This is a genomic window from Streptomyces sp. NPDC005866, from assembly GCF_040629895.1.
GTDB lineage: Bacteria > Actinomycetota > Actinomycetes > Streptomycetales > Streptomycetaceae > Streptomyces.
This window is the reverse complement of record NZ_JBEXWP010000012.1, coordinates 19,984-41,428: the sequence shown is the minus strand read 5'-3', so window position 1 is coordinate 41,428 and position 21,445 is coordinate 19,984. Positions and strand designations below refer to the sequence as shown.

General features: G+C 70.3%; 20 protein-coding genes and 2 pseudogenes. 12 read left to right on the top strand and 10 right to left on the bottom strand.

What is annotated here, in order from left to right:
- Nucleotides 1-399: 399 nt before the first annotated feature.
- A pseudogene (locus ABZ396_RS19235) lies at nt 400-738 on the top strand (ATP-binding cassette domain-containing protein); the annotation flags it as partial.
- Between the two features lie 6 nt (nt 739-744).
- Here ABZ396_RS19235 and ABZ396_RS19230 read toward each other — a convergent pair.
- Nucleotides 745-1,571 (bottom strand): annotated as a pseudogene (locus ABZ396_RS19230) (M55 family metallopeptidase).
- Nucleotides 1,572-1,649: 78 nt separating this feature from the next.
- Here ABZ396_RS19230 and ABZ396_RS19225 point away from each other — a divergent pair.
- Together ABZ396_RS19225 and ABZ396_RS19220 are read left to right on the top strand one after the other, a co-directional pair.
- Nucleotides 1,650-1,928 carry a hypothetical protein gene (locus ABZ396_RS19225; protein ID WP_358924212.1) on the top strand — a complete coding sequence of 93 codons (279 nt, stop codon included), beginning with the start codon at nt 1,650-1,652 and terminating at the stop codon, nt 1,926-1,928.
- A gap of 146 nt (nt 1,929-2,074) precedes the next feature.
- Entirely contained in the window at nt 2,075-3,871 is a 1,797-nt protein-coding gene (locus ABZ396_RS19220; protein ID WP_358924211.1) for a phosphatidylglycerol lysyltransferase domain-containing protein, read from the top strand.
- Nucleotides 3,872-3,895: 24 nt separating this feature from the next.
- Here ABZ396_RS19220 and ABZ396_RS19215 read toward each other — a convergent pair whose 3' ends face one another.
- The 5 genes from ABZ396_RS19215 to ABZ396_RS19195 all read right to left on the bottom strand — a co-directional run bounded on the left by ABZ396_RS19215 (nt 3,896) and on the right by ABZ396_RS19195 (nt 8,576).
- On the bottom strand, nt 3,896-5,344 hold the full coding sequence (locus ABZ396_RS19215; RefSeq protein ID WP_358924209.1) for a HAMP domain-containing sensor histidine kinase: 1,449 nt from the start codon (nt 5,342-5,344) through the stop codon (nt 3,896-3,898).
- Nucleotides 5,345-6,076, bottom strand: coding sequence for a response regulator transcription factor (locus ABZ396_RS19210; protein ID WP_358924207.1), 732 nt, complete (start codon nt 6,074-6,076; stop codon nt 5,345-5,347). It lies immediately after the preceding gene.
- 129 nt (nt 6,077-6,205) lie between these two features.
- Complete coding sequence (locus ABZ396_RS19205) at nt 6,206-6,799, bottom strand: FMN reductase (RefSeq protein WP_358924205.1); 594 nt, start codon at nt 6,797-6,799, stop codon at nt 6,206-6,208.
- Complete coding sequence (locus ABZ396_RS19200) at nt 6,796-7,905, bottom strand: LLM class flavin-dependent oxidoreductase (protein ID WP_358924203.1); 1,110 nt, start codon at nt 7,903-7,905, stop codon at nt 6,796-6,798. Before ABZ396_RS19200 ends, ABZ396_RS19205 begins: the two co-directional genes overlap by 4 nt.
- A gap of 71 nt (nt 7,906-7,976) precedes the next feature.
- Nucleotides 7,977-8,576, bottom strand: a complete 600-nt coding sequence (locus tag ABZ396_RS19195) for a TIGR03086 family metal-binding protein (RefSeq protein WP_358924201.1) — start codon at nt 8,574-8,576, stop codon at nt 7,977-7,979.
- Between the two features lie 99 nt (nt 8,577-8,675).
- Between ABZ396_RS19195 and ABZ396_RS19190 the strand changes: the two genes are divergently transcribed.
- Complete coding sequence (locus ABZ396_RS19190) at nt 8,676-9,497, top strand: DUF6597 domain-containing transcriptional factor (RefSeq protein WP_358924199.1); 822 nt, start codon at nt 8,676-8,678, stop codon at nt 9,495-9,497.
- A 153-nt stretch (nt 9,498-9,650) separates the two neighbouring features.
- Here the strand turns inward: ABZ396_RS19190 and ABZ396_RS19185 are convergent, their stop codons facing one another.
- Nucleotides 9,651-10,121 (bottom strand): hypothetical protein, encoded by a 471-nt coding sequence (locus ABZ396_RS19185; RefSeq protein WP_358924198.1) that lies wholly within the window; start codon nt 10,119-10,121, stop codon nt 9,651-9,653.
- Nucleotides 10,122-10,247: 126 nt separating this feature from the next.
- On the opposite strand from ABZ396_RS19185, the gene ABZ396_RS19180 reads away from it, so the two are divergent.
- The 4 genes from ABZ396_RS19180 to ABZ396_RS19165 all read left to right on the top strand — a co-directional run bounded on the left by ABZ396_RS19180 (nt 10,248) and on the right by ABZ396_RS19165 (nt 12,637).
- Entirely contained in the window at nt 10,248-10,586 is a 339-nt protein-coding gene (locus tag ABZ396_RS19180; protein WP_358924196.1) for a YnfA family protein, read from the top strand.
- Between the two features lie 134 nt (nt 10,587-10,720).
- Complete coding sequence (locus ABZ396_RS19175) at nt 10,721-11,479, top strand: SDR family NAD(P)-dependent oxidoreductase (protein WP_358924194.1); 759 nt, start codon at nt 10,721-10,723, stop codon at nt 11,477-11,479.
- On the top strand, nt 11,479-11,655 hold the full coding sequence (locus tag ABZ396_RS19170; RefSeq protein ID WP_358924192.1) for a hypothetical protein: 177 nt from the start codon (nt 11,479-11,481) through the stop codon (nt 11,653-11,655). Before ABZ396_RS19175 ends, ABZ396_RS19170 begins: the two co-directional genes overlap by 1 nt.
- 586 nt (nt 11,656-12,241) lie before the next feature.
- Nucleotides 12,242-12,637, top strand: a complete 396-nt coding sequence (locus ABZ396_RS19165) for a hypothetical protein (protein WP_358924190.1) — start codon at nt 12,242-12,244, stop codon at nt 12,635-12,637.
- A 51-nt stretch (nt 12,638-12,688) separates the two neighbouring features.
- Here the strand turns inward: ABZ396_RS19165 and ABZ396_RS19160 are convergent, their stop codons facing one another.
- On the bottom strand, nt 12,689-13,882 hold the full coding sequence (locus ABZ396_RS19160) for an RtcB family protein (RefSeq protein WP_358924189.1): 1,194 nt from the start codon (nt 13,880-13,882) through the stop codon (nt 12,689-12,691).
- Between the two features lie 229 nt (nt 13,883-14,111).
- Between ABZ396_RS19160 and ABZ396_RS19155 the strand changes: the two genes are divergently transcribed.
- The 3 genes from ABZ396_RS19155 (at nt 14,112) to ABZ396_RS19145 (ending at nt 17,453) form a co-directional block, all read left to right on the top strand.
- Nucleotides 14,112-14,978, top strand: a complete 867-nt coding sequence (locus ABZ396_RS19155; protein ID WP_358924187.1) for a DUF3558 domain-containing protein — start codon at nt 14,112-14,114, stop codon at nt 14,976-14,978.
- A gap of 132 nt (nt 14,979-15,110) precedes the next feature.
- Complete coding sequence (locus ABZ396_RS19150) at nt 15,111-15,998, top strand: DUF3558 family protein (protein WP_358924186.1); 888 nt, start codon at nt 15,111-15,113, stop codon at nt 15,996-15,998.
- Nucleotides 15,999-16,097: 99 nt separating this feature from the next.
- Nucleotides 16,098-17,453, top strand: a complete 1,356-nt coding sequence (locus ABZ396_RS19145; protein WP_358924184.1) for a DUF2637 domain-containing protein — start codon at nt 16,098-16,100, stop codon at nt 17,451-17,453.
- A 59-nt stretch (nt 17,454-17,512) separates the two neighbouring features.
- On the opposite strand, the gene lysS is transcribed toward ABZ396_RS19145, so the two are convergent.
- Entirely contained in the window at nt 17,513-19,255 is a 1,743-nt protein-coding gene (gene lysS / locus ABZ396_RS19140; protein ID WP_358924248.1) for a lysine--tRNA ligase, read from the bottom strand.
- 203 nt (nt 19,256-19,458) lie between these two features.
- Between lysS and argS the strand changes: the two genes are divergently transcribed.
- Complete coding sequence (gene argS / locus ABZ396_RS19135; RefSeq protein WP_358924182.1) at nt 19,459-21,222, top strand: arginine--tRNA ligase; 1,764 nt, start codon at nt 19,459-19,461, stop codon at nt 21,220-21,222.
- Between the two features lie 84 nt (nt 21,223-21,306).
- Here the strand turns inward: argS and ABZ396_RS19130 are convergent, their stop codons facing one another.
- Nucleotides 21,307-21,429 (bottom strand): peptidoglycan-binding domain-containing protein, encoded by a 123-nt coding sequence (locus ABZ396_RS19130; protein WP_358924180.1) that lies wholly within the window; start codon nt 21,427-21,429, stop codon nt 21,307-21,309.
- Nucleotides 21,430-21,445: the final 16 nt, after the last annotated feature.

Below are 21,445 nucleotides of genomic sequence, written 5' to 3'. Positions count from 1 at the left end.
GTTGCGCGCGACACGCCCGGCGCGAGGCCGGCCGCTCGGGCAACGGCGACGACCCGCGTCACAGTTCTGCGCCGAGCCGAGCTGACCCACGCCCCGCCCCGGTCCCTGCCCTCCCCCTACGACCGGACCTCCCCCGGCCCGTGCCGAAGTCGGCGCCCCGGCGCTTGCCCCACTCCCTCACCCGCCCGTCGCCGGACTCCGGGCTCCTTCGCCCGGCCGGGGGCCGAACTCGCCCGCCCGGCACTTGGCTTGACTTCCTCGGCCGCCCGTCGCCCGGGCTCCCCCGCCCCGGCCGTGGCTCAACTCCCCGACGTCGCCCGAGACTTAACTTCCCCGTCACCCGGCCGCAGCCGTCGACCCCCGACCCCTGGCCGAACTCGGCTCGCTCGCAGGCTCCTTGGCGGTGCCCTCTCCGGCGGCCAGCAGCAGCGCCTGCGCATCGCGCGGGCACTGGCGGTCCGCCCCCGGGTCCTGCTGATGGACGAGCCGTGCTCGGCCCTCGACCCCACCTCCACCCGGCGCGTGGAGGAGACCATCCAGGACCTGGCCGGCCAGGTCACGATCGTGATCGTCACCCACAACATGCAGCAGGCGGCGCGTGTCTCCCAGCAGTGCGCGTTCTTCCTGGCCGAACAGGGCACCCCGGGCGGCATCGTCGAACACGGCGCCACGGAGGCCGTCTTCAACTCCCCGCAGGACCAGCGGACCGCGGACTACGTGGCGGGCCGGTTCGGCTGAGCCGGCTCAGCAGTACGGGGGCTGGTTGGTGAGCGAGGCGGCCACCCGCATCCAGACGCCGAACTGCCGCTACAGCGCCGGGAGTTGGCCACGGGCCTGGACGGTACGGCTGTCGGTGGCCGTCACTCCCGGGATGCCGAGGAGAACGGCGGGGACCGAGGCGGACTGCCAGCGGACGGCGAGCGTGGAGTCGCCGTCCGGCGGGGCGGGCCGCTTCGGCGCGGGCGAGAGGGCCTCGGCGACGGCCTCCTCGAACGCCCGGCGGGCCTCCTCGGACGGGCGCAACTCGGCGGCGAACCGGTCCCGGGCGTACTTCACCGGGACGGTGGCGACCGATTCGTCCCACGCCGTCATCTCGACGCCGCGTCGTCACCCGTGAGGGCCACGACGGGGACGCCGAGCGCGGCGGCGGTGGCGTGCCCGAGCCCGATCTCGCCGGCCGGGCGGCCGTCCAGCCAGATGTCCTCGATCTAGTGGCCCATGAAGCTCTGGCTGAGCACTCCGAGGGCACCGGCCCGGGCGTGATAGCGGACACATATCGCGGCGTCGTGCCCGTCGGTGAGCCCTTCCAGCATGCCCATCCGCTTCGGCTTGCCGCGTACCAGGCGGGCGGCGGGGTGCAGGGCCTCGGGGAGCAGGTTCCGCATGGGGCCATGGGCGTCGTTGACGAGCAAGTCGGTGGCCCCGGCGGCGACCGCGCCGCGAAGTGCGGCGTTCACGTCCTCTGCCATCATCGTCCGGCCGCGTTGGTAGTCCCGGCCGCCGGGCTGCACATCGTCCCGGTCGACGAGCCCGGTGATGCCTTCCATGTCCACGCTGAGGTAAATACGCACGCGCTGAGACCATCCAGACCCTACGTATTGTAGGTTCCCCATCGGCCACGGCGGCACGTCAGCTCATCGGGGGTACTCATGCAGGGCACGGACACACAGGAGGCGCGGCGCAGCCTCGCCCCCACGGTGGCGATGCTGGTGGTGAGCCTGCTGGTCGCGGCGGTGGGCGTGTACGAGCTGTCCGGCTTCGGCCTGCACAGCCTCGACCGGCGCCCGCACCTGTTCAGCGACGGGCTGGCGACGGGCGGGGTGATCGTCGCGGCGGTGCTGGCGGGCGCGGCGGTCGGGAACCTGGCGTGGGTGCTGGTGGCACGGCGGCGGGCCGGGCGGGAGTGCCCTGGTCCCGAATGCTCGTGAGCGGGAGTGCCCGTAAGAATCCGGGGCCCCTTTCACACCGTTTTCCGCACCGCGGCCGGCCGCTCCCCCCACTCCCGCCGTTACCCTACAGCCTGTAGCGTCAGCCCCCTCCGTCATCGTTCCCGTCCCCAAGGTGACCTGTCACCATGCCCCCACACCTGTCGGCCCTGATCCCCCCACGCGCGTCCACCGACCGCCGCGCCCCCGCCGCCTCCGGCGGCGCACTGCGCAGACGGGCCGCCGACGCCACCGTCTGGTACCTGCGTCTGATCGCCGTGCTGAACATAGTGGCAGTGATGTCGCTCCCGTTCCGCCAGGAGGTCGACGAACACAACAACGGTCGCATCACCCTCCACCTCCACCGGCAGCACGCCCACCACTCCGGCCAGTTCTTCACGCCGTACCTGGCCACGGCAGGTCTGGTCTCGGCGGCCCTGGCGATCTTCTTCGTCCTGGTGATGCGCCGCCGCAAGCGAGCGGCATGGGTGGTCAACGTACTCCTGTCCACGCCCCTCTTCGCCCTCTACGTCCTCGCCCTCACCCAGCACGAGTACCGCGCCCACGTCTTCAACTGGGTCTCCGCCGCCCTCACCGGCCTGTTCGTGGCCGCGCTGCTGATCAGCCGCCGCGAGTTCAACGCGGTGGGCGACCCGTCGAACCCGAGGCTGGCGCTGGCGGTGGGCGTGGGCGGCGTGGCCGTCACGGGCGGCCTCGGCACGCTCCTGGTCCACGCGACGAACAAGCTCCCGGGCGCCACGCTCCCCGACGAGATCGCCTACACGCTCCTGCGGGGCGTCAGCGTCGGCCCGCTCGCCGACCACGTCACCGCGGTCCACGCCCCCCGCTGGACCGACATCATCATCAACGTCCTCCTCGCGGCGGCCTTCTGCCTGGTCCTGTACGCCTGCTTCCGCTCCCCCCGGGGCCGCCGCCTGCTGAGCCTGGAGGACGAGACGAAGCTGCGGTGTCTGCTGGACCGGCACGGCGCCCGCGACTCCCTCGGCTACTTCGCCCTGCGCCGCGACAAGGCGGCGATCTTCTCCGCCACCGGCAAGGCGGCGGTCACCTACCGGGTCGTCGGCGGCGTCAGCCTGGCCTCCGGCGACCCGATCGGTGACCCGGAGGCGTGGCCCGGCGCGATCGACGCCTGGCTGGCGGAGGCGCGCCGGCACGCGTGGACCCCCGCTGTCATGGGCGCGAGCGAGGAAGCGGGGACCATCTACGCCCGCCACGGCCTGGACGCCCTGGAACTGGGCGACGAGGCGATCGTCGACATCGCCGACTTCACCCTCGAAGGCCGTCCGATGCGGGTCGTCCGCCAGGCCCACAACCGGGTCCGCCGAGCCGGCTACACGGTCCGCATCCGCCGCCACGAGGACATCCCGCCCGACGAGCTGTCTCTTCTGATCGACCGAGCCGACCACTGGCGCGACGGCACCACGGAACGGGGCTTCTCGATGGCCCTGGGCCGCCTCGGCGACCCGGCGGACGGCCGCTGCGTGATGCTGGAGTGCCGGGACGCCGACGACGTGCCCCGCGCCCTCCTCAGCTTCGTCCCCTGGGGCGACCACGGCCTCTCCCTGGACCTGATGCGCCGCGACCGCGGCTCCGAGAACGGCCTGATGGAGTTCATGGTCGTGGAACTCCTGCTCAGGGCAGCCGAGTTGAAGGTGGACCGGGTCTCCCTGAACTTCGCGATGTTCCGCTCGGTCTTCGAACGCGGCTCCCGCCTCGGCGCGGGCCCGGTCCTGCGCCTCTGGCACGCCACCCTGACCTTCTTCTCCCGCTGGTGGCAGATCGAGTCCCTGTACCGCGCGAACGCGAAGTACCGCCCGGTGTGGGAACCGCGCTACCTGCTGTTCGCGAGGAGCAGCGACATCCCCAGGATCGGCCTGGCGAGCGCCCGCGCCGAGGGGTTCCTCACGATTCCCTGGGGGGCGTGACCGGGCCGGACGGGAAGCGGCGGTTCACGCGCGTGGGGCTGCGCCGCCCGCGAATCCCCCGCCCACCGTGAAGCCGATCACCGCGCCGCCGCCCTCGCGGCGGAAGGCGAAGGGGGCTCCGCCGTGGGCCATCGCGACCTCGCGGACGATGGAGAGGCCGAGGCCCGAGCCGGGGAGGGAGCGGGCGTCCGCGGCGCGGTAGAAGCGGTCGAAGATCCGGATCAGGTCGCCCTCGGCGATGCCGGGGCCGCGGTCGAGGACCTCGACGCGGACCGTGCCCGGCCGGGCGGGGCCGGTGACGTTGATCTCGATGGGGGCCTTGCCGTACCGGTCGAACTTGGCCGCGTTCTCGACGAGGTTGGAGACCGCCCGCTGGAGCATGCCGGGGCGGCCGTCGGTGATGGTGTCGCCACTGGCGCGGACCAGGACCTCGCGGCCGGTACGGCGGCGGGACAGCCCGGCGACGTCCTCCGCGATGTCGGCCAGGTCCACGCGCTGCGGCGGCTCCGCGTCGGACTGCCCGGCCGCGAGGTCGACCAGCTCGTTGACCAGGTCGGTCAGCTCGCGCGCCTCCTGGCCGAGGTCCGCGACGAGTTCGTCGCGGGTGGCGGGCGGGAGTTCGTCGATACGGCGCAGGAGGGAGATGTTCGTACGGAGGGAGGTCAGGGGGGTACGGAGTTCGTGGCCGGCGTCCTGGACCAGGCGCCGCTGGTCCTCCTCCGACTGGGCCAGCCGCCCCAGCATCCGGTCGAAGGCCCTGCCCAGGCGGCCCACCTCGTCGAGTCCCGTCACGGGGACCTGGACGTCGAGCTGCCGGGTGCGGGCCACGTCCTCCGCGGCCGAGGTGAGGATCACCAGCCGCCGGGTGATCCGGCGGGCCAGCCACCAGCCGAACAGCCCCGCGGCCACGACCACCACCGCCATCAGCACCAGCGTCCGCTGCTGGAGCGCCCGCAGCAGGTCCTCCGTCTCGCTGAACTCCTGTGCCACCTGTACCGCGCCCCGGCCGTCGCCGAGCGCGACCGTGGCGATCCGGAACAGGTCGTCGCCGACCCGGACGTCCTTGCGCTGGACCGTCTTCCCGGCCGTCTTCGCGGTGGCCGCCGCCCTGTCCTCGTCGGTGACGGGCAGCACCGGCCTGCCGTGGTCGACGATCTGGCCCTGCGCGCCGAGCACCTGGACGTCGGTGCGGGCCGGGCGGACCACGTCATGTCCCGACCGGGAGGAGGAGAAGTCCTCCGGGACCATCCTCTGGTGCTTGACCTCGTCCTGGACGTCGGAGACGACCTGCGTGAACACCGACTGCTCGTCGACGCGGACCAGCCGGGCGGCGGCGTTGTAGGACAGGATGCCGACGACGATCGTGACGACGGCGGTGACGGCCGCGAAGGAGACGACGAAGGTGGTGCGCAGGGAGACGAGTCTGGGCCGACGCCGCAGCAGCACCCGCCGGAGCCGCTGAAGGCGGACCACTCAGTCCTCCCGCAGCACGTAACCCACGCCCCGGACGGTGTGGATCAGCTGCGGGGCGCCGGGCTCGTCGAGCTTGCGGCGCAGGTAGCCGACGTAGACGGCGAGGTTCTTGGAGCCGGGGCCGAAGTCGTAGCCCCAGATACGGTCGTAGATCGTGGAGTGGTCGAGGACGATCCCGGCGTTGCGGACGAGCAGTTCCAGGAGCTCGAACTCGGTGCGGGTCAGCTCCAGCTCGCGGCTGCCGCGCCAGACCCGGCGGGCCTGGAGGTCCATCCGCAGGCCGGCCGCCTCGACCTGCCGGTCGGAGACCTGCGGTTCCCGGCCGGGGTCGGCGACGGCGCCGGACCCCACGCCCGTGGTCACCGGGGAGGTGCGCCGCAGCAGGGCCCGCAGCCTCGCGAAGACCTCTTCCACGTCGAAGGGCTTGACGACGTAGTCGTCGGCGCCGGCGTCCAGTCCCGCGATCCGGTCGGCGGTCTCGACCAGCGCGGTCAACATCAGGATGGGGGTGCGGTCGCTCTCGGCGCGCAGCACGCGGCAGACCTGGAGGCCGTCGATGCCGGGCATCATCACGTCGAGGAGGAGGACGTCGGGCCGGTCACGGTGGGCGTGCGCCAAGGCTTCCACGCCGTCCGCGACCGCCGTCACCTCATAACCCTCCAGGGTGAGCGCCCGCTCGAGGGCGTGTCGGATGGCGCGGTCGTCTTCGGCGAGCAGCACAGTCTGGGGCACGCCCCCAGTCTGCCAAGGCTCCGGGGGTTCGGCCGGAGTGAGCGGGCCTACGATCACCCTTTTTACCTGCCTCTCACCCTTACAGAAGCAACGGGCCTGGAGTTTTGACTGTCGCTTACGGGGCTCACCTCAGCTCACGGCCAACCTCGCCAGCTGCTCCTCGAACGGCACGACCGGCAGAGGCTCGAGCTTCTCCGGCCTGGCCCCGCTGAGCCCCGTCATCAGCGCCGCCAGCTCCCCCGCCGCCCGTTCGATCCGGTCGTCCAGGCCCTCCGCGCCCCAGTCCTCCGACGCCGCGTACACGCCCGTCGGTGCGACCACCGCCCGCAGGTACGCGAACATCGGCCGCAGCGCGTGCTCCAGCACCAGCGAGTGCCGGGCCGTACCCCCGGTCGCCGCGATCAGCACCGGCTTGCCCACCAGCGCTTCCTTGTCCAGGACGTCGAAGAACGACTTGAACAGGCCGCTGTAGGAGGCCGTGAACACCGGCGAGACCGCGATCACGCCGTCCGCCTCCGTCACCGCCTCCTGCGCGGCCGCCAGCTTGCGCCCCGGGAATCCGTTCGTGAAGTTGTGGGCGATCTCGACCGCGAGGTCGCGCAACTCCACGACCTCGACCTCGACACCGGCGGCCTGCCGGCCCACCGCGGCGGCCAGCCGGTCGGCCAGCAGCCGGGTGGACGAGGGCACACTCAGCCCCGCCGAGACGACGACGAGCTTCATGCCTCGACCTCCTTCTTCTCGGAAGCGGCGGCCTTCTCCGAAGCGGCCAGCAGCGACGCGTGCGTGGGCGCCTCCGGGGCGTCCGCCGGACGGCCGTTCGCGAACTCCTTGCGGAGCACCGGCACGACCTCCTCGCCGAGCATGTCGATCTGCTCGAGCACCGTCTTCAGCGGCAGCCCCGCGTGGTCGACGAGGAACAGCTGGCGCTGGTAGTCCCCGGCGTACTCCCGGAAGGCCAGCGTCTTCTCGATGACCTGCTCGGGCGTGCCGACGGTCAGCGGGGTCTGCTCGGTGAAGTCCTCCAGGGAGGGCCCGTGGCCGTAGACCGGCGCGTTGTCGAAGTACGGCCGGAACTCGCGCACCGCGTCCTGCGAGTTGCGGCGCATGAACACCTGGCCGCCGAGGCCGACGATCGCCTGCTCGGGCGTGCCGTGCCCGTAGTGGGCGTACCGGGCCCGGTACAGCTCGACCATCCGCTTGGTGTGGTCGGCGGGCCAGAAGATGTTGTTGTGGAAGAAGCCGTCGCCGTAGTAGGCGGCCTGCTCGGCTATCTCGGGCGAGCGGATCGAGCCGTGCCAGGCGAACGGGGCGATCCCGTCCAGCGGCCTCGGCGTGGAGGTGAAGCCCTGCAGCGGTGTGCGGAACTTGCCCTCCCAGTTCACGACGTCCTCGCTCCACAGCCGGTGCAGCAGGGCGTAGTTCTCGATGGCGAGGTTGATGCCCTGCCGGATGTCCTGGCCGAACCAGGGGTAGACCGGGCCGGTGTTGCCGCGGCCCATCATCAGGTCCACCCGACCGTCGGCCAGGTGCTGGAGCATCGCGAAGTCCTCTGCGATCTTCACCGGGTCGTTGGTGGTGATGAGGGTGGTGGAGGTGGAGAGGATCAGCCTCTCCGTCCGCGCGGCCACGTAGCCGAGCATGGTCGTCGGCGACGACGGCACGAACGGCGGGTTGTGGTGCTCACCGGTCGCGAAGACGTCCAGGCCGACCTCCTCGGCCTTCAGCGCGATCGCGACCATCGCCTTGATGCGCTCCCGCTCGCTCGGCGTCCGACCCGTCGTGGGGTCCGGCGTGACATCGCCGACCGTGAAGATCCCGAACTGCATGCTCGCTCACCCTCCAGGTTGTTTACGATTCAACTATACCCGGAGAACGAGACCCCACCCACCGGTATTCCCTACGCCTTCCAGCCCGGGTCCCGCCCGGTCTCCGCCAGCAGCCGCTCGAACGCCGACGCTCCCTCCGCCACCGCAACCGGCTCCCCGAACACCCCCATCGCCCGCGCGGTCGGCGCCAGCCCCGCGACCTGCCCCGCCAGCTCCGCCACCACCGCCGGGTCGGCCGACGGCTCCCGCTGCCCGGTGGCCCGGGCCAGATCCCACCCATGCACGGTCAGATCGAGCAGCGCCATCGCGCCCACCGTGCGCGCGGGCATGTCCATCGCCCCCGCCTTGCCGTCCTCCGCCCCGGGCACGGACCAGGCCGCCACCAGCCGCTCCGCCTCGTCCGCGAACCGCTCCCGCCAGTCGGCGCCCTCCCCGACCCGGTCGGGGGTCCGCGTGAAGTCCACCGACCCCTTCTCGGCCAGCTTCTGGAACTCCACGATCACCTGGAAGAGATGGTTGACCAGGGCCTTCACGTCGTACTCGGCACAGGGCGTGGGCCCCCCGAGCGTCCCGTCCGAGATCCCCCGCACCACCGGCAGGGCCCCGTCCCGCGCCCTCCCCAGCAGCTCACCGATGCCGTACTCCTGCGCGCTGTCCGTGTTCGTCTCCATGCCCACGACCGTACGAACGCCCACAGCCGCCCCTCTTGAACAAACGCGACGCCGCATCGGACGAACACGACACGCCGCGTCCGGACGTACGATCCGGCCATGGCCGCCGCCCCCGTCCACGACACCCGCGGGATCGTCGACCCCGCCGGACTCCTGTCCCGCGTCCGGTTCCGCCGCCACCGGCCCGCCGAGCCGCTGCGCCGGCACATCGAGACGTACTGGCTCATCGACTGGGACCTGCCCGAGCCGTACGTCTCCCACCTGGTCCCGCACCCGTCCGTCAACCTCACCTTTCAGTGGGACGAGGACGAGGGCGCGCCCTACGCCGAACTGACCGGCGTCGCGCTCGGCCTCTACGCCCGCAAGCTGACCGGCCGCGGCCGGGTGTGCGGCGTGAAGTTCCGCCCCGGCGGCTTCCGGCCGTACGCCCCGGCCCACCCGGTCTCCCACTGGACGGGCCGGGCGCTCCGGGCGAGCGAGGTGTTCCCGCAGGCCACGGCCGACACGGCCCGGAACATCGTCATCCCGGCCGACGACCACGACCGGGTGGTCGCCCTGGACGCCTTCCTCCTCGCCCGCGCACCGGTCCCCGACCCCCAGGCCGACCGGGCCATGGCCCTGGCCGACCGCATCCGCTCCGACCGCACGGTCAGCCGGGTCGCCGACTTCGCCGAGAGCCAGGGCCTCTCGACCAGAGCCCTGCAACGCCTGTTCTCCTCGTACGTCGGCATCACCCCGAAGTGGGCCATCCTCCGCCACCGGATCCACGAGGCCCTGGAACGGGCGGGGAGGGAAGGAAAGGAGGACGTGGACTGGGCGGCCCTGGCCGCCGAACTGGGCTACGCCGACCAGGCCCACCTGATCCGTGACTTCAAGGCGACGGTCGGCGTGCCACCGACGGCATACGCGGCCAACGGCTGACCGCGGACCGGGCATGCGCTCGGCGTGCCGCCCGGAAGACCCGGCCCGCCGCCGCGGCCGCCGTACCGTCCGTGCGCGGACGGGTATCGCGTCCCTTGGTGCGAAGGGGATCAGCGCCTACACCGTCAGCCGGATCGGCTCCTGGTGTTCCCGTCAGAAGGCGTACGGATCCCCGGTCGCCAGCACCAGTACCCGCTGCTTGTCGTTCGTACGGTCGTGGTCCTCCGCACCCCCGCCCCACGCCACGTCGACCCCCAGCGTCACCTCCGACGGCCGCTCCCGCAGCCGTACCGGAACCACCAGCTGCTCGCCCGGCATGTCGAGGGTCAGCGGCCCGGTGCCGCACACCACCTCCCGGTCGCCGGTGCGCGCGCAGGCGGCCGGCAGCTGCTGCGCGTCCGCCAGCGCCGCCGACCAGCTCAGCCGCACAGTCGCGTCGGACACGGTGTCCGGCCCGAGATTGCGCGGGGTCACCCGGACCTCCACCAGGTCCTCGCTCATCACCGCCGACCCGTGCACCTCAATATCGGCGTCCCCGGCCCACGCGGTACCGCCCGCCCCGACCACCAGCGCACCCACCGCCACCGCACCGACCACCGCAAGCCCGCAACGACGCATTGCCATGGCACCCGTCCCGTCTATCCCGTCCATCCCGTCCGTCTCCGGCGTTCGTACGGATGTATGCCACCCGAACCCCGCGGCAGGCGCCCTCCAACAGGTGACAGCCGGACGACATGGCAGGCTGCGGGCATGCTGATCGTCCGCTCCGCCACCCTCTTCATCGTCGCCGCCCTCTTCGAGATCGGCGGCGCGTGGCTGGTCTGGCAGGGCGTACGGGAGCACCGGGGCTGGCTCTGGATCGCGGGCGGCATCCTCTCCCTGGGCGCCTACGGCTTCGTCGCCACGTTCCAGCCGGACGCCCACTTCGGCCGCATCCTGGCGGCGTACGGCGGGATCTTCGTGGCGGGCTCGATCCTGTGGGGTGTCGTGGCCGACGGCTACCGCCCGGACCGCTGGGACCTCACAGGCGCGGCGATCTGCCTGGCGGGCATGGCGGTGATCATGTGGGCCCCACGCAACGGAGGATGAGACCGTCACACGACAGACCCGCAGCAGACCCTGAGCGGCCCCCGGAGCCACCCGCAGCCGCCGAATCCGCGACCGGGGACGACGCCTAGACTTTCCCGGACAAGCCGCACCCTCACCCCGCCGAGGAGCACCCCATGGCCCCCTCCCCCATCGCGGTCGTCACCGGCGCAAGCAGCGGAATCGGCGCCGCCACCGCCCGCAAGCTCGCCGAGGCCGGTTATCGCGTGGTCGTCACGGCCCGCCGAGAGGACCGCATCGAGGCGCTGGCCAAGGAGATCAACGAGGCCGGCCACGAGGCCACCGCCTACCCGCTGGACGTGACGGACCGCGCGGCGGTAGACGAGTTCGCGACCGCCTTCAAGACGGTCGCCGTCCTGGTGAACAACGCCGGCGGAGCCCTCGGCGCCGACCCGGTGGCCACCGGCGACCCGGCCGACTGGCGCACGATGTACGAGACGAACGTCATCGGCACCCTCAACCTCACCCAGGCCCTGCTGCCCAGGCTGGAGGCGAGCGGCGACGGCACGGTGGTCGTCGTCTCCTCCACCGCCGGCCACGCCACCTACGAGGGCGGCGCCGGCTATGTCGCCGCCAAGCACGGCGCCCATGTCCTCGCCGAGACGCTCCGCCTGGAGATCGTCGGCAAGCCCGTCCGTGTCATCGAGATCGCCCCCGGCATGGTCAGGACGGACGAGTTCGCGCTGACCCGCTTCGGCGGCGACGAGGAGAAGGCGGCGAAGGTCTACCAGGGCGTCGCCGAGCCCCTGACGGCCGAGGACGTGGCGGACACGATCACCTGGACGGTGACCCGCCCCAGCCACGTCAACATCGACCTCCTGGTGGTGCGCCCCCGCGCCCAGGCCTCCAACTCCAAGGTCCACCGGGAACTGTGATGCACGACCGTCCGGAAGAGGACCCCGCGGCCGCGCTGGAGAGGCAACTGGAAAAACGCCGCCTGGAGCAGGAGACCAAGAACGAACGCCAGGTCTGGTACTTCCTGGCCTACTTCCTCTTCGGCATCCACTTCCTCGCGTTCATCATGATCTACGCGGTCCGGCACGCGAAGTGAGCGGCGGGTAACCCACACGGGCGAACCTCGTCGATCACCCGACCGCCACACGAACATCCACCCTAGGCTCGCACCACACGATCAATTCGACGGCCCTCGGCAGGGATGGCACTCCCGGCCGAGGGCTTCACCATCATGGAAGTGGAGGCTTCCCTGCGGCTGAATGCGAGCCTAACGCGCACCGGTTCATGGACCTCACAGTGCCCGAGTACGCGTACATGTTCGGGTTCTTGCAGGCGGACGGGCATCTACAACAGGGCGTCGGGCAGAAGGGCAGGTTGAGTGTCGAGCTCAGCGCCCGAGGCGCCGATGTCCTGCGAGCCTTCCAGAAATTGACGCCGTACAACAGCAGCGTCACCCAGCGCACCCGGTCCACGAACTTCGCCGAGACTCACACCTCGGCGATCTGGACCCTCTGTTCCCTGGAAGCTGGGACCACACTCAACGAACTCGGCCTGCCCTACGCCGCAAGTCAAAGACGATCGCTCCGCCCCGCGGTCAGTTCTCGCGACGCGGCTACCTTCGAGGCATCATCGACGCTGACGGTTCGGTCGGCTACACAAACCAGGGCTTTCCCTTCGTCTCCTTGACGACAGCCAGCACAGCCATCGGCACCTGCCTCTGCTCCTACGTCCAGGAGGTCACAGAGGCAAAGCGCACGCTCAAGCGCAACGCGCGAGACGGCATCTACAACATCCTCTACACGAAGGGAAGCGCTCAGGAGTTGGCAGCCGATCTCTACTACCCAAGCTGCCTCTCACTGGTACGGAAGCAGGTCGCCGCCGGTTCTTTCAGCTCCTGGGTTCGCCCAGCAGGCATGCAACGCAGGCCGCCGCGAATCGACTGGACCCGCGAAATGGACCGGATCCTGCTCGCCGCACCGACCATCGCCCACGCAGCGGCCGAACTCGGCTACTCGCCGAGCCCCTGCCATAACCGCCGGTGGAAACTGCTTATCGGTGTAGTACCGCTCCCAGACTGAGCGACACGTGATGGGCGCGGCCACGAACACCGCGCGCGCCCATCACTGTTCCTAGCCCTTCACACAGATGAACTGCTTCAGCTTCGCCACGACCTGCACGAGGTCCTGCTGCTGGTCCATGACCTGGTCGATGTTCTTGTAGGCGCCCGGAATCTCGTCCAGCACCCCGGAGTCCTTGCGGCACTCCACACCCCGCGTCTGATCCTCCAGATCCTTGGTCGTGAAGCGACGCTTCGCCGCGTTACGGCTCATACGCCGACCCGCGCCATGGGACGCCGAGTTGAAGGCCTTCTCGTTTCCGAGCCCCTTCACGATGTACGAGCTGGTACCCATCGAACCCGGGATGATCCCGAACTCACCTGAGCCGGCCCGGATCGCGCCCTTGCGGGTCACGAGCAGGTCCATACCCTCGTACCGCTCTTCCGCGACATAGTTGTGATGGCAGGAGATCTCCTGCTCGAAGGTCGGCTTCGCCTTCTTGAATTCCTTGCGGACCACGTCTTTCAGGAGTGCCATCATGAGCGCACGGTTGTACTTGGCGTACTCCTGCGCCCAGTAGAGATCATTCCTGTAGGCCGCCATCTGCGGGGTGTCCGAGACGAACACCGCCAGGTCACGGTCGACCAACCCCTGGTTGTGCGGAAGCGTCTGGGCCACGCCGATGTGGTACTCGGCGAGTTCCTTGCCGATGTTCCGGGAACCGGAATGCAGCATGAGCCAGACGGAATCTGACTGATCGAGACACAATTCGATCATATGGTTGCCGCTTCCGAGCGTTCCCATCTGCTGATGTGCCCGCCCCTCACGGAACTTGACCGCCTCCGCGACCCCGTCGAACCTTCCCCAGAACTCCCCCCACCCGGCCGTCGCCAGCCCGTGGAAGTCCCCCGGCTCCACCGGATCCGCGTGCATCCCCCGCCCCACCGGAATCGCCTGCTCGATCTTCGAGCGCAGCCGCGACAGATCCCCGGACAGGTCGTTGGCCGTGAGCGACGTCTTCACCGCTGACATCCCGCAGCCGATGTCGACGCCGACCGCCGCCGGGCACACGGCCCCCCGCATGGCGATGACCGAACCGACCGTCGCGCCCTTCCCGTAGTGGACGTCCGGCATGACCGCCAGGCCCTCGATCCACGGCAGGGTCGCGACGTTGCGCAGCTGCTGGAGCGCCACATCCTCGACGGCCGCCGGGTCGGTCCACATCCGGATCGGCACCTTCGCGCCCGGTATCTCCACGTACGACATGACTTCCTCATTCCCCCGCGGACAACAAACAAAAAGGACAAAAAGACTTAATAGGCACAGAACGCAAATGCGTCGCCAAGGTCACTGAAATCAGACATGGGACCGGCGTTCACAGCAGTGCGTGCGATACACATTGTCTCCAGGGGGCGCCCCGCTGCGGCAAGCGATTAACCAGCGGGGACACTGGAGCAGGACCGAGCGACCCAGCCGAACGGAAAGGAGCCTGACCGTGCAGCGGAAGGCGTACGTAACCGGCACCGCCGCCCTCCTCGCGGCCCTGCTGGCCGGCTGCACGAGCGGTTCCAGCGGTGGCGCCGACATCAGCGACAAGAACGCGGACACCGGCACCCCCACCACCGCCGCCCAGCCGGGCAAGTACCGCACGCTCCCCGAGGCCTGCGGCGCGGTCAGGCACGACACCCTCGACTCCCTGCTCCCGGGCATCGCCCAGATCACCGACGAGGAGCAGCGCAACAAGGCCTACCAGGGCGAGGCCACACTCACCTACGACACGGACCGCAAGGTCGGCTGCCACTGGAAGGTCGAGTCCACCGCCGCCACGGACCGGCTCTACGTCGACTTCGAACGCGTGGTGTCCTACGACAACGCGGTCAGCGACGACGGCGAGGCACAGACCATCTACACGCAGCGGGAGTCGGCGGCCGGCATCCCCGAGTCGGCGCCCTCGAGCGCGACCGAGACGGACTCGCCGTCCGGTTCGCCGTCCGGTTCGGCGACCGGTTCGGCGACCGGGACGCCGTCTCCGTCCACGTCTCCCTCGGGATCCACCAGCCCCTCCGCCTCGGCGTCCACCTCGACGTCCACCTCGGCCTCTCCCTCGACCACCCCGGCCGACCTCCAGCCCCGTGCCCTCGTCAACCTCGGCGATCAGGCGTATCTCGACGACCAGCTCAGCGGCTCCGGTTCGACGGCCGAACAGCGCACGGTGACTGTGGTGTTCCGCACGTCCAACGTCGTGGTGACCATCCAGTACGAGGAGCAGCCGATGGCCGCCGGGACCGTCCCGGACAGCAAGGAATTGCAGGACAGGGCCCAGAATCTGGCCGCCCACCTGGCCGAGGCCCTCAACAGCTGAGCGCCCGGACACGTCCTCTCCACGCCGCCCGCAAAGCGCGCGAACCGAAACCGCACAGCTCCCTCACCGCGTACCGTGGCCCCTCGGACCCGATCCGACCGCAGGAACCCCGGACGTATGAGTGAAGGAACCATGCAGCGAGTAGCAGTCCAGCGAGACGACCAGCGCGCCCGGAACGAGCGGAACGCACAGCGACGGGCGGGGCGCCTCCGCCGCGGCCTCGTCTGCGCGGCCGCCGTCCCCGCCGTGGCGCTGTTCGCGGCGGCCTGCTCCTCGGACTCCGGCAGCGCCGCGAAGGAGACGGGTGGCGGCTCGAACCCGGCCACCGCACCCGGCAGCTCCGCTGCCGCCCCTTCGCCGACCGTCCAGGCGGCCAAGTACCAGAAGCTGCCGAAGCCGTGCGCGGTGCTGTCACAGAAGACGCTCACGGCACTCGCACCGAAGGGCGCGAAGTCGGGCAAGGAGGGCTCTTCGGACAATGTGGCCACGCGGGGCAGTTGCTCGTGGAGCAGCCTGGACAACAACGGCGTCAAGGGCTCGCAGTTCCGCTGGCTCAACATCGCCTTCCTCCGTTTCGACTCGGACACCAACCGCGGTTCCGGCGCGAAGCAGGCCGCGGCGTACTACACGAGCCAGGTGCAGGACGCCCAGTCCGTGAGCGGCGCCAAGAACACCAGGACCCAGCCGGTGACCGGGATCGGTGACCAGGCGACCGTCGTGCGCTACGACCTGAAGAAGAAGGAGGGCGCCTTCAGGCAGCAGACGGTCGTGGCACGGGTCGAGAACGTGGTCGTCACGGTCGACTACAACGGCGCGGGTCTGGCCGGCGAGAAGACGCCGGACGCCGCCACCCTCACGAAGGCGGCGGAGAAGGCCGCCAAGGAGGCGGTGACCTCGGTGGCAACGGCCAACGGCTCGGGTACGACTCCGAGTTCACCTGCCGCGACGCCCTCGAAATCGGCCTCCACATCACCCTCCGCGAGTGCGTCGCCCTCCAAGTCGTCAGCCAAGAAGGGCTGACCGGCAACACACGCGCCGCACTCATGTGCCACCCTGTTGCGCGCAACAACACGCAAGGGGAGGGGAGTACGGGTGGCCGCGCCAATGCAGCTGACTCGGATGCACCGCGTTCTCATCGGCGTGGTCGTGGCCGGCGCGATGATCATCGCCGGTATCGGCTTCGCCGGCTCGTACGCGGCCGTCCGTGAGCTGGCCATCAAGAAGGGCTTCGGGAACTTCGCCTACGTCTTCCCGATAGGCATCGACGCGGGCATCTGCGTCCTGCTCTCCCTGGATTTGCTTCTCACCTGGATCCGCATACCCTTCCCGCTGCTGCGGCAGACGGCCTGGCTGCTGACCATCTCGACGATCGCGTTCAACGGCGCGGCGGCCTGGCCGGACCCGCTGGGCGTGGGCATGCACGCGGTGATCCCGATCCTGTTCGTGGTCGCCGTCGAGGCCGCCCGCCACGCGATCGGCCGCATCGCGGACATCACGGCGGACAAGCACATGGAGGGGGTCCGCCTCACCCGCTGGCTCCTCTCCCCGGTCCCCACGTTCCTCCTGTGGCGCCGGATGAAGCTGTGGGAGCTGCGCTCCTACGACCAGGTCATCAAGCTGGAGCAGGAACGTCTCGTCTACCAGGCGAGACTGCGCTCCCGCTTCGGCAGGGCGTGGCGCCGCAAGGCCCCGGTGGAGTCCCTGATGCCCCTGCGGCTGGCCCGCTACGGCGTCCCCCTGGCGGAGACGGCCCCGGAGGGCCTGGCGGCGGCGGGCATAGAGCTGCCCTCACGGCCGGCCATCTCGGCTGCGGAGGCACCCGCCGTAGCCGCGGGCAGTCGCTCCGCTGGGGCGGCGCCCGTCCCGCGGCAAGCGGCACCTCCCGGGGAGCAGCGCCCCGAACTGGTACCCAGCCGCCACGTCGAGCAGCCCGCGTACGAAGCGGAGCCGGAGCCCGACCCTCAGCTGAACCCCTGGCTGCACGCGAGGGACCCCCAGCAGATCGAGTACCAGGGCGACTACGACCCGACGTTCGAGCCCCAGTACACCGAGGAGGAGCAGTACGCCGCCTGGCAGCGACAGCAGCAGTACCAGCAGGAGCAGTACCAGCAGGAACTGATCAGGCAGCAACAGCAGTTCCCGCCGGCCCAGTTCGCGGAAGAACAGTTCCCGCCGGAGCAGCGGCCCCTCCCCGAGGAGTCCCCCTCGGAGACGACCGGCAGCTTCCCCATCCCCTCCGGCCCCGGCCGGACCCGTGAGCTCGGCGAGGGCGGCGGCCCCCCGGAGCCGACCGAGGAAGACTTCTACCTGGTCTTCAAGAAGTCCATAGACGGGGGCTACCCCAGCTCGAGCCAGTTCAGGGGCGACGTGGAGGCGACGTACGGCACCACCCTCCCGCAGCGCGAGGCGGAACGCATGGTCAACCGCTTCACCAACCGTCACACGGCGGAACTGCAGGAAGACCACATCGCGTAGGGCGTACTACGTCATGAAAAAGGGGCCCTCTGACCAGAGGGCCCCTTGTTCGTGTCGGCCTACTCCCCGAGCAGCCGCCGCACCCGCTCCTGCCCCACGGCGAGCAGCAGCGTGGGCAGCCGGGGCCCGGTGTCGCGTCCCACGAGCAGGTGGTACAGCAGCGCGAAGAACGTCCGCTGGGCCGTCTTGATCTCAGCCGGCAGCTCCTTGGCGGTCGCGTCGGCGGAGAACCCGGCCTGCACCTTGGGCACGCCGTACACGAGGTGGGTCAGCCCGTCCAGCGACCAGTGGTCGGCGAGCCCGTCGAGCAGCAGCCGTACCGACTGCTGGGACGCCTCGTCGAGGGACTTCAGCAGCTCGGCGTCCGGCTCGTCCCGCACGATGGTGCGCTGATCGGCCGGCACCTGGGTGTTGATCCAGGCCTCGGCCTTGTCGTACCGCGGCCGCGCGTCGTCCACCGACCCCAGCGGGTTCGACGGGTCCAGCTCGCTGAGGATCCGCAGTGCCTGGTCCTCGTGTCCGGCGGTGATGTCGGCGACCGACGCCAGCGTGCGGTACGGCAGCGGCCGCGGGGTGCGCGGCAGCTCACCGGCGGCAGTGCCCACCGCACGCGAGTGCCCGGCGACGTCGGCGGGCAGCGCGGTGCCCTCGCTCACCTTCGCGTCCAGCTTGTCCCACTCGTCGTAGAGCCGCTGGATCTCCTGGTCGAAGGCGATCTTGAAGGACTGGTTGGGCCGGCGGCGGGCGTAGAGCCAGCGCAGGAGCTGCGGCTCCATGATCTTCAGGGCGTCGGCGGGCGTGGGCACGCCACCGCGCGAGGAGGACATCTTCGCCATTCCGCTGATGCCCACGAACGCGTACATGGGCCCGATGGGCTGCTTCCCGCCGAAGATCCCGACGATCTGCCCGCCCACCTGGAAGCTCGACCCCGGCGAGGAGTGGTCGACACCGCTCGGCTCGAAGATGACACCCTCGTACGCCCAGCGCATCGGCCAGTCGACCTTCCAGACCAGCTTGCCGCGGTTGAACTCGCTCAGCCGGACGGTCTCGCCGAACCCGCACGCGGTGCAGACGTACGTCAGCTCGGTGGTGTCGTCGTCGTACGACGTGACGGTCGTCAGGTCCTTCCCGCAGCCGCCGCAGTACGGCTTGTACGGGAAGTATCCGGCGGAGCCCGCGGAACCGTCGTCCTCGCTCGCCGCGCCCGAGCCCTCCTCGGCCTCCAGCTCGGCCTCGTCGGCGGCTTTCTGCTGCTGCTTCTTCGCAGGGGCCTTCTTGGTCCGGTACTGGGCGAGGATCGCGTCGATGTCACCGCGGTGCTTCATGGCGTGCAGGATCTGCTCCCGGTACACCCCGGAGGTGTACTGGGCGGTCTGGCTGATCCCGTCGAACTGCACGCCCAGCTCGGCCAGCGACTCGGTCATCGCGGCCTTGAAGTGCTCGGCCCAGTTCGGGTACGCGGACCCCTCGGGGGCGGGCACGGAGGTGAGCGGCTTGCCGATGTGCTCGGCCCAGGACTCGTCGACGCCGGCGACGCCCGCCGGCACCTTGCGGTACCGGTCGTAGTCGTCCCAGGAGATCAGATGCCGCACCTGGTACCCGCGCCGCCGGATCTCGTCCGCGACCAGGTGCGGGGTCATGACCTCGCGCAGGTTCCCGAGGTGGATGGGGCCGGACGGGGAGAGGCCGGACGCGACGACGACCGGTTTGCCCGGGGCCCGACGCTCCGACTCCTCGATGACCTCATCCGCGAAACGGGAGACCCAGTCGGTGGTCTCGGTGCTCTGAGCCACGATCGGCACGTCCTTCTTTCTGACATGGGGCAGCCGGTACGGTCGCACGGCTGACCGCTCCATTGTCCCAGCCGAGGCCGCATCCACGAAAACGGCTTTTCGTCACCGGCGCCCACGCGTGTGCTGCCGCGATCCGCGGGCGGAAAACCGCTTTACCCTCCGTGGGATACTGACTCCATCCATCAATCCACGAGGAGAACGGCTCCCACTCCATGGCCTCGGTCACGTCGCTCACCGGTCTCGTCAATCAGCGCCTCGCGAACGCCCTCTCGGCAACCCTGCCGGAGGCCGCCGTCGACCCGCTGCTGCGACGCAGCGACCGGGCCGACTACCAGGCGAACGGCATCCTCGCCCTCGCCAAGAAGGCTAAGGCCAACCCCCGGGAGCTGGCGACGCAGGTCGTCTCCCACATCGTCACCGGCGAGGACCTGATCAAGGACGTCGAGGTCTCCGGCCCCGGCTTCCTCAACATCACGATCTCCGACCGGGCGATCACGTCGAACCTGGCCGCGCGCTACGCCGACGACACCGGCCGCCTCGGCGTGCCCCTCGCCGCGCACCCCGGCACCACCGTGATCGACTACGCACAGCCGAACGTGGCGAAGGAGATGCACGTCGGCCATCTGCGCTCCGCGGTGATCGGCGACGCACTCGTCCAGCTCCTGGAGTTCACCGGCGAGAACGTGGTCCGGCGCCACCACATCGGCGACTGGGGCACCCAGTTCGGCATGCTCATCCAGTACCTGGACGAGCACCCGCACGAGCTGGACCACAAGGCCGGCGAGGTGAGCGGCGAGGAGGCGATGTCGAACCTCGACCGCCTCTACAAGGCCGCGCGGAAGCTGTTCGACTCGGACGAGGAGTTCAAGACCAGGGCCCGGCGTCGGGTGGTCGACCTCCAGGCCGGCGACCCGCACACGCTCGCCACCTGGCAGAAGTTCGTCGACGAGTCGAAGATCTACTTCTTCTCGGTCTTCGAGAAGCTGGACATGGAGGTCCGGGACGCCGACATCGTCGGCGAGTCCGGGTACAACGACATGCTGGCCGAGACCTGCCGTCTCCTGGAGGAGTCCGGGGTGGCGGTCCGCTCGGAGGGCGCCCTCTGTGTCTTCTTCGACGACATCAAGGGCCCGGACGGCAACCCGGTCCCGCTGATCGTCCAGAAGTCGGACGGCGGTTACGGCTACGCGGCCACCGACCTGTCGGCGATCCGCGACCGGGTCTTCAACCTGAAGGCGAACAGCCTCCTCTACGTCGTGGACGCCCGGCAGTCCCTGCACTTCAAGATGGTGTTCCAGACGGCGCGCAGGGCGGGCTGGCTCAACGACGACGTGGCGGCGTACCAGCTGGCCTTCGGCACGGTCCTCGGCAAGGACGGCAAGCCGTTCAAGACCCGTGAGGGCGAGACGGTACGGCTGGTCGACCTCCTTGACGAGGCGATCGACCGCGCCTCCGCCGTCGTACGGGAGAAGGCTCAGGACCTGTCCGAGGCGGAGATCGCCGAGCGGGGCGCCCAGGTGGGCATCGGCGCGGTGAAGTACGCGGACCTGTCGACGTCGGCGAACCGGGACTACAAGTTCGACCTGGACCAGATGGTCTCGCTGAACGGCGACACGAGCGTCTACCTCCAGTACGCGTACGCCCGTGTCCGCTCGATCCTGCGGAAGGCGGGCGAGGTGGGGCCGGCCGCGCACCCGGAGCTGGAACTGCACGAGGCGGAGAGGGCGCTGGGCCTGCACGCGGACGCGTTCGCGGAGACGGTCGCGGAGGCGGCGACGGAGTACGCCCCGCACAAGCTGGCGGCTTACCTGTACCAGCTGGCGTCCCTCTACACGACGTTCTACGACAAGTGCCCGGTGCTGAAGGCGGAGACGCCGGAGCAGGTGGAGAACCGCCTGTTCCTGTGCGACGTGACGGCGCGGACCCTCCACCAGGGCATGGCCCTGCTCGGCATCAGGACGCCCGAGCGCCTCTGAACCAGACGACGACGGACGGTCCGCCCCTTGAGAGGGGGCGGACCGTCCGTGTTCGCGGGCTCAGCAGCCGCTGGAGTTGAAGTCTCAGAACGCGGCCCTGGTCGCCGGTCCTGCGGCGCCGTCGACGGCGAGGTTGTAGCCGAACCAGTTCAGGTAGCGCTGCAACGCCGCGGATCGTGTGGGCTCCGACGACTCCGTCGACGGCACCGGCGCCGAGGTTGCG

Bases quoted from the DNA above. Each gene is read 5' to 3' on its own strand.
- ABZ396_RS19170 (WP_358924192.1), top strand. From the start codon at position 11,479: ATGCACGACCGTCCGGAAGAGGACCCCGCGGCCGCGCTGGAGAGGCAA.
- ABZ396_RS19195 (WP_358924201.1), bottom strand. From the start codon at position 8,576: ATGGAGACGAACACGGACAGCGCGCAGGAGTACGGCATCGGTGAGCTG.
- ABZ396_RS19200 (WP_358924203.1), bottom strand. From the start codon at position 7,905: ATGCAGTTCGGGATCTTCACGGTCGGCGATGTCACGCCGGACCCCACG.
- argS (WP_358924182.1), top strand. From the start codon at position 19,459: ATGGCCTCGGTCACGTCGCTCACCGGTCTCGTCAATCAGCGCCTCGCG.
- ABZ396_RS19175 (WP_358924194.1), top strand. From the start codon at position 10,721: ATGGCCCCCTCCCCCATCGCGGTCGTCACCGGCGCAAGCAGCGGAATC.
- ABZ396_RS19190 (WP_358924199.1), top strand. From the start codon at position 8,676: ATGGCCGCCGCCCCCGTCCACGACACCCGCGGGATCGTCGACCCCGCC.
- ABZ396_RS19150 (WP_358924186.1), top strand. From the start codon at position 15,111: ATGCAGCGAGTAGCAGTCCAGCGAGACGACCAGCGCGCCCGGAACGAG.
- ABZ396_RS19160 (WP_358924189.1), bottom strand. From the start codon at position 13,882: ATGTCGTACGTGGAGATACCGGGCGCGAAGGTGCCGATCCGGATGTGG.
- ABZ396_RS19185 (WP_358924198.1), bottom strand. From the start codon at position 10,121: ATGGCAATGCGTCGTTGCGGGCTTGCGGTGGTCGGTGCGGTGGCGGTG.
- ABZ396_RS19145 (WP_358924184.1), top strand. From the start codon at position 16,098: ATGCACCGCGTTCTCATCGGCGTGGTCGTGGCCGGCGCGATGATCATC.
- ABZ396_RS19180 (WP_358924196.1), top strand. From the start codon at position 10,248: ATGCTGATCGTCCGCTCCGCCACCCTCTTCATCGTCGCCGCCCTCTTC.
- ABZ396_RS19225 (WP_358924212.1), top strand. From the start codon at position 1,650: ATGCAGGGCACGGACACACAGGAGGCGCGGCGCAGCCTCGCCCCCACG.
- ABZ396_RS19205 (WP_358924205.1), bottom strand. From the start codon at position 6,799: ATGAAGCTCGTCGTCGTCTCGGCGGGGCTGAGTGTGCCCTCGTCCACC.
- ABZ396_RS19220 (WP_358924211.1), top strand. From the start codon at position 2,075: ATGCCCCCACACCTGTCGGCCCTGATCCCCCCACGCGCGTCCACCGAC.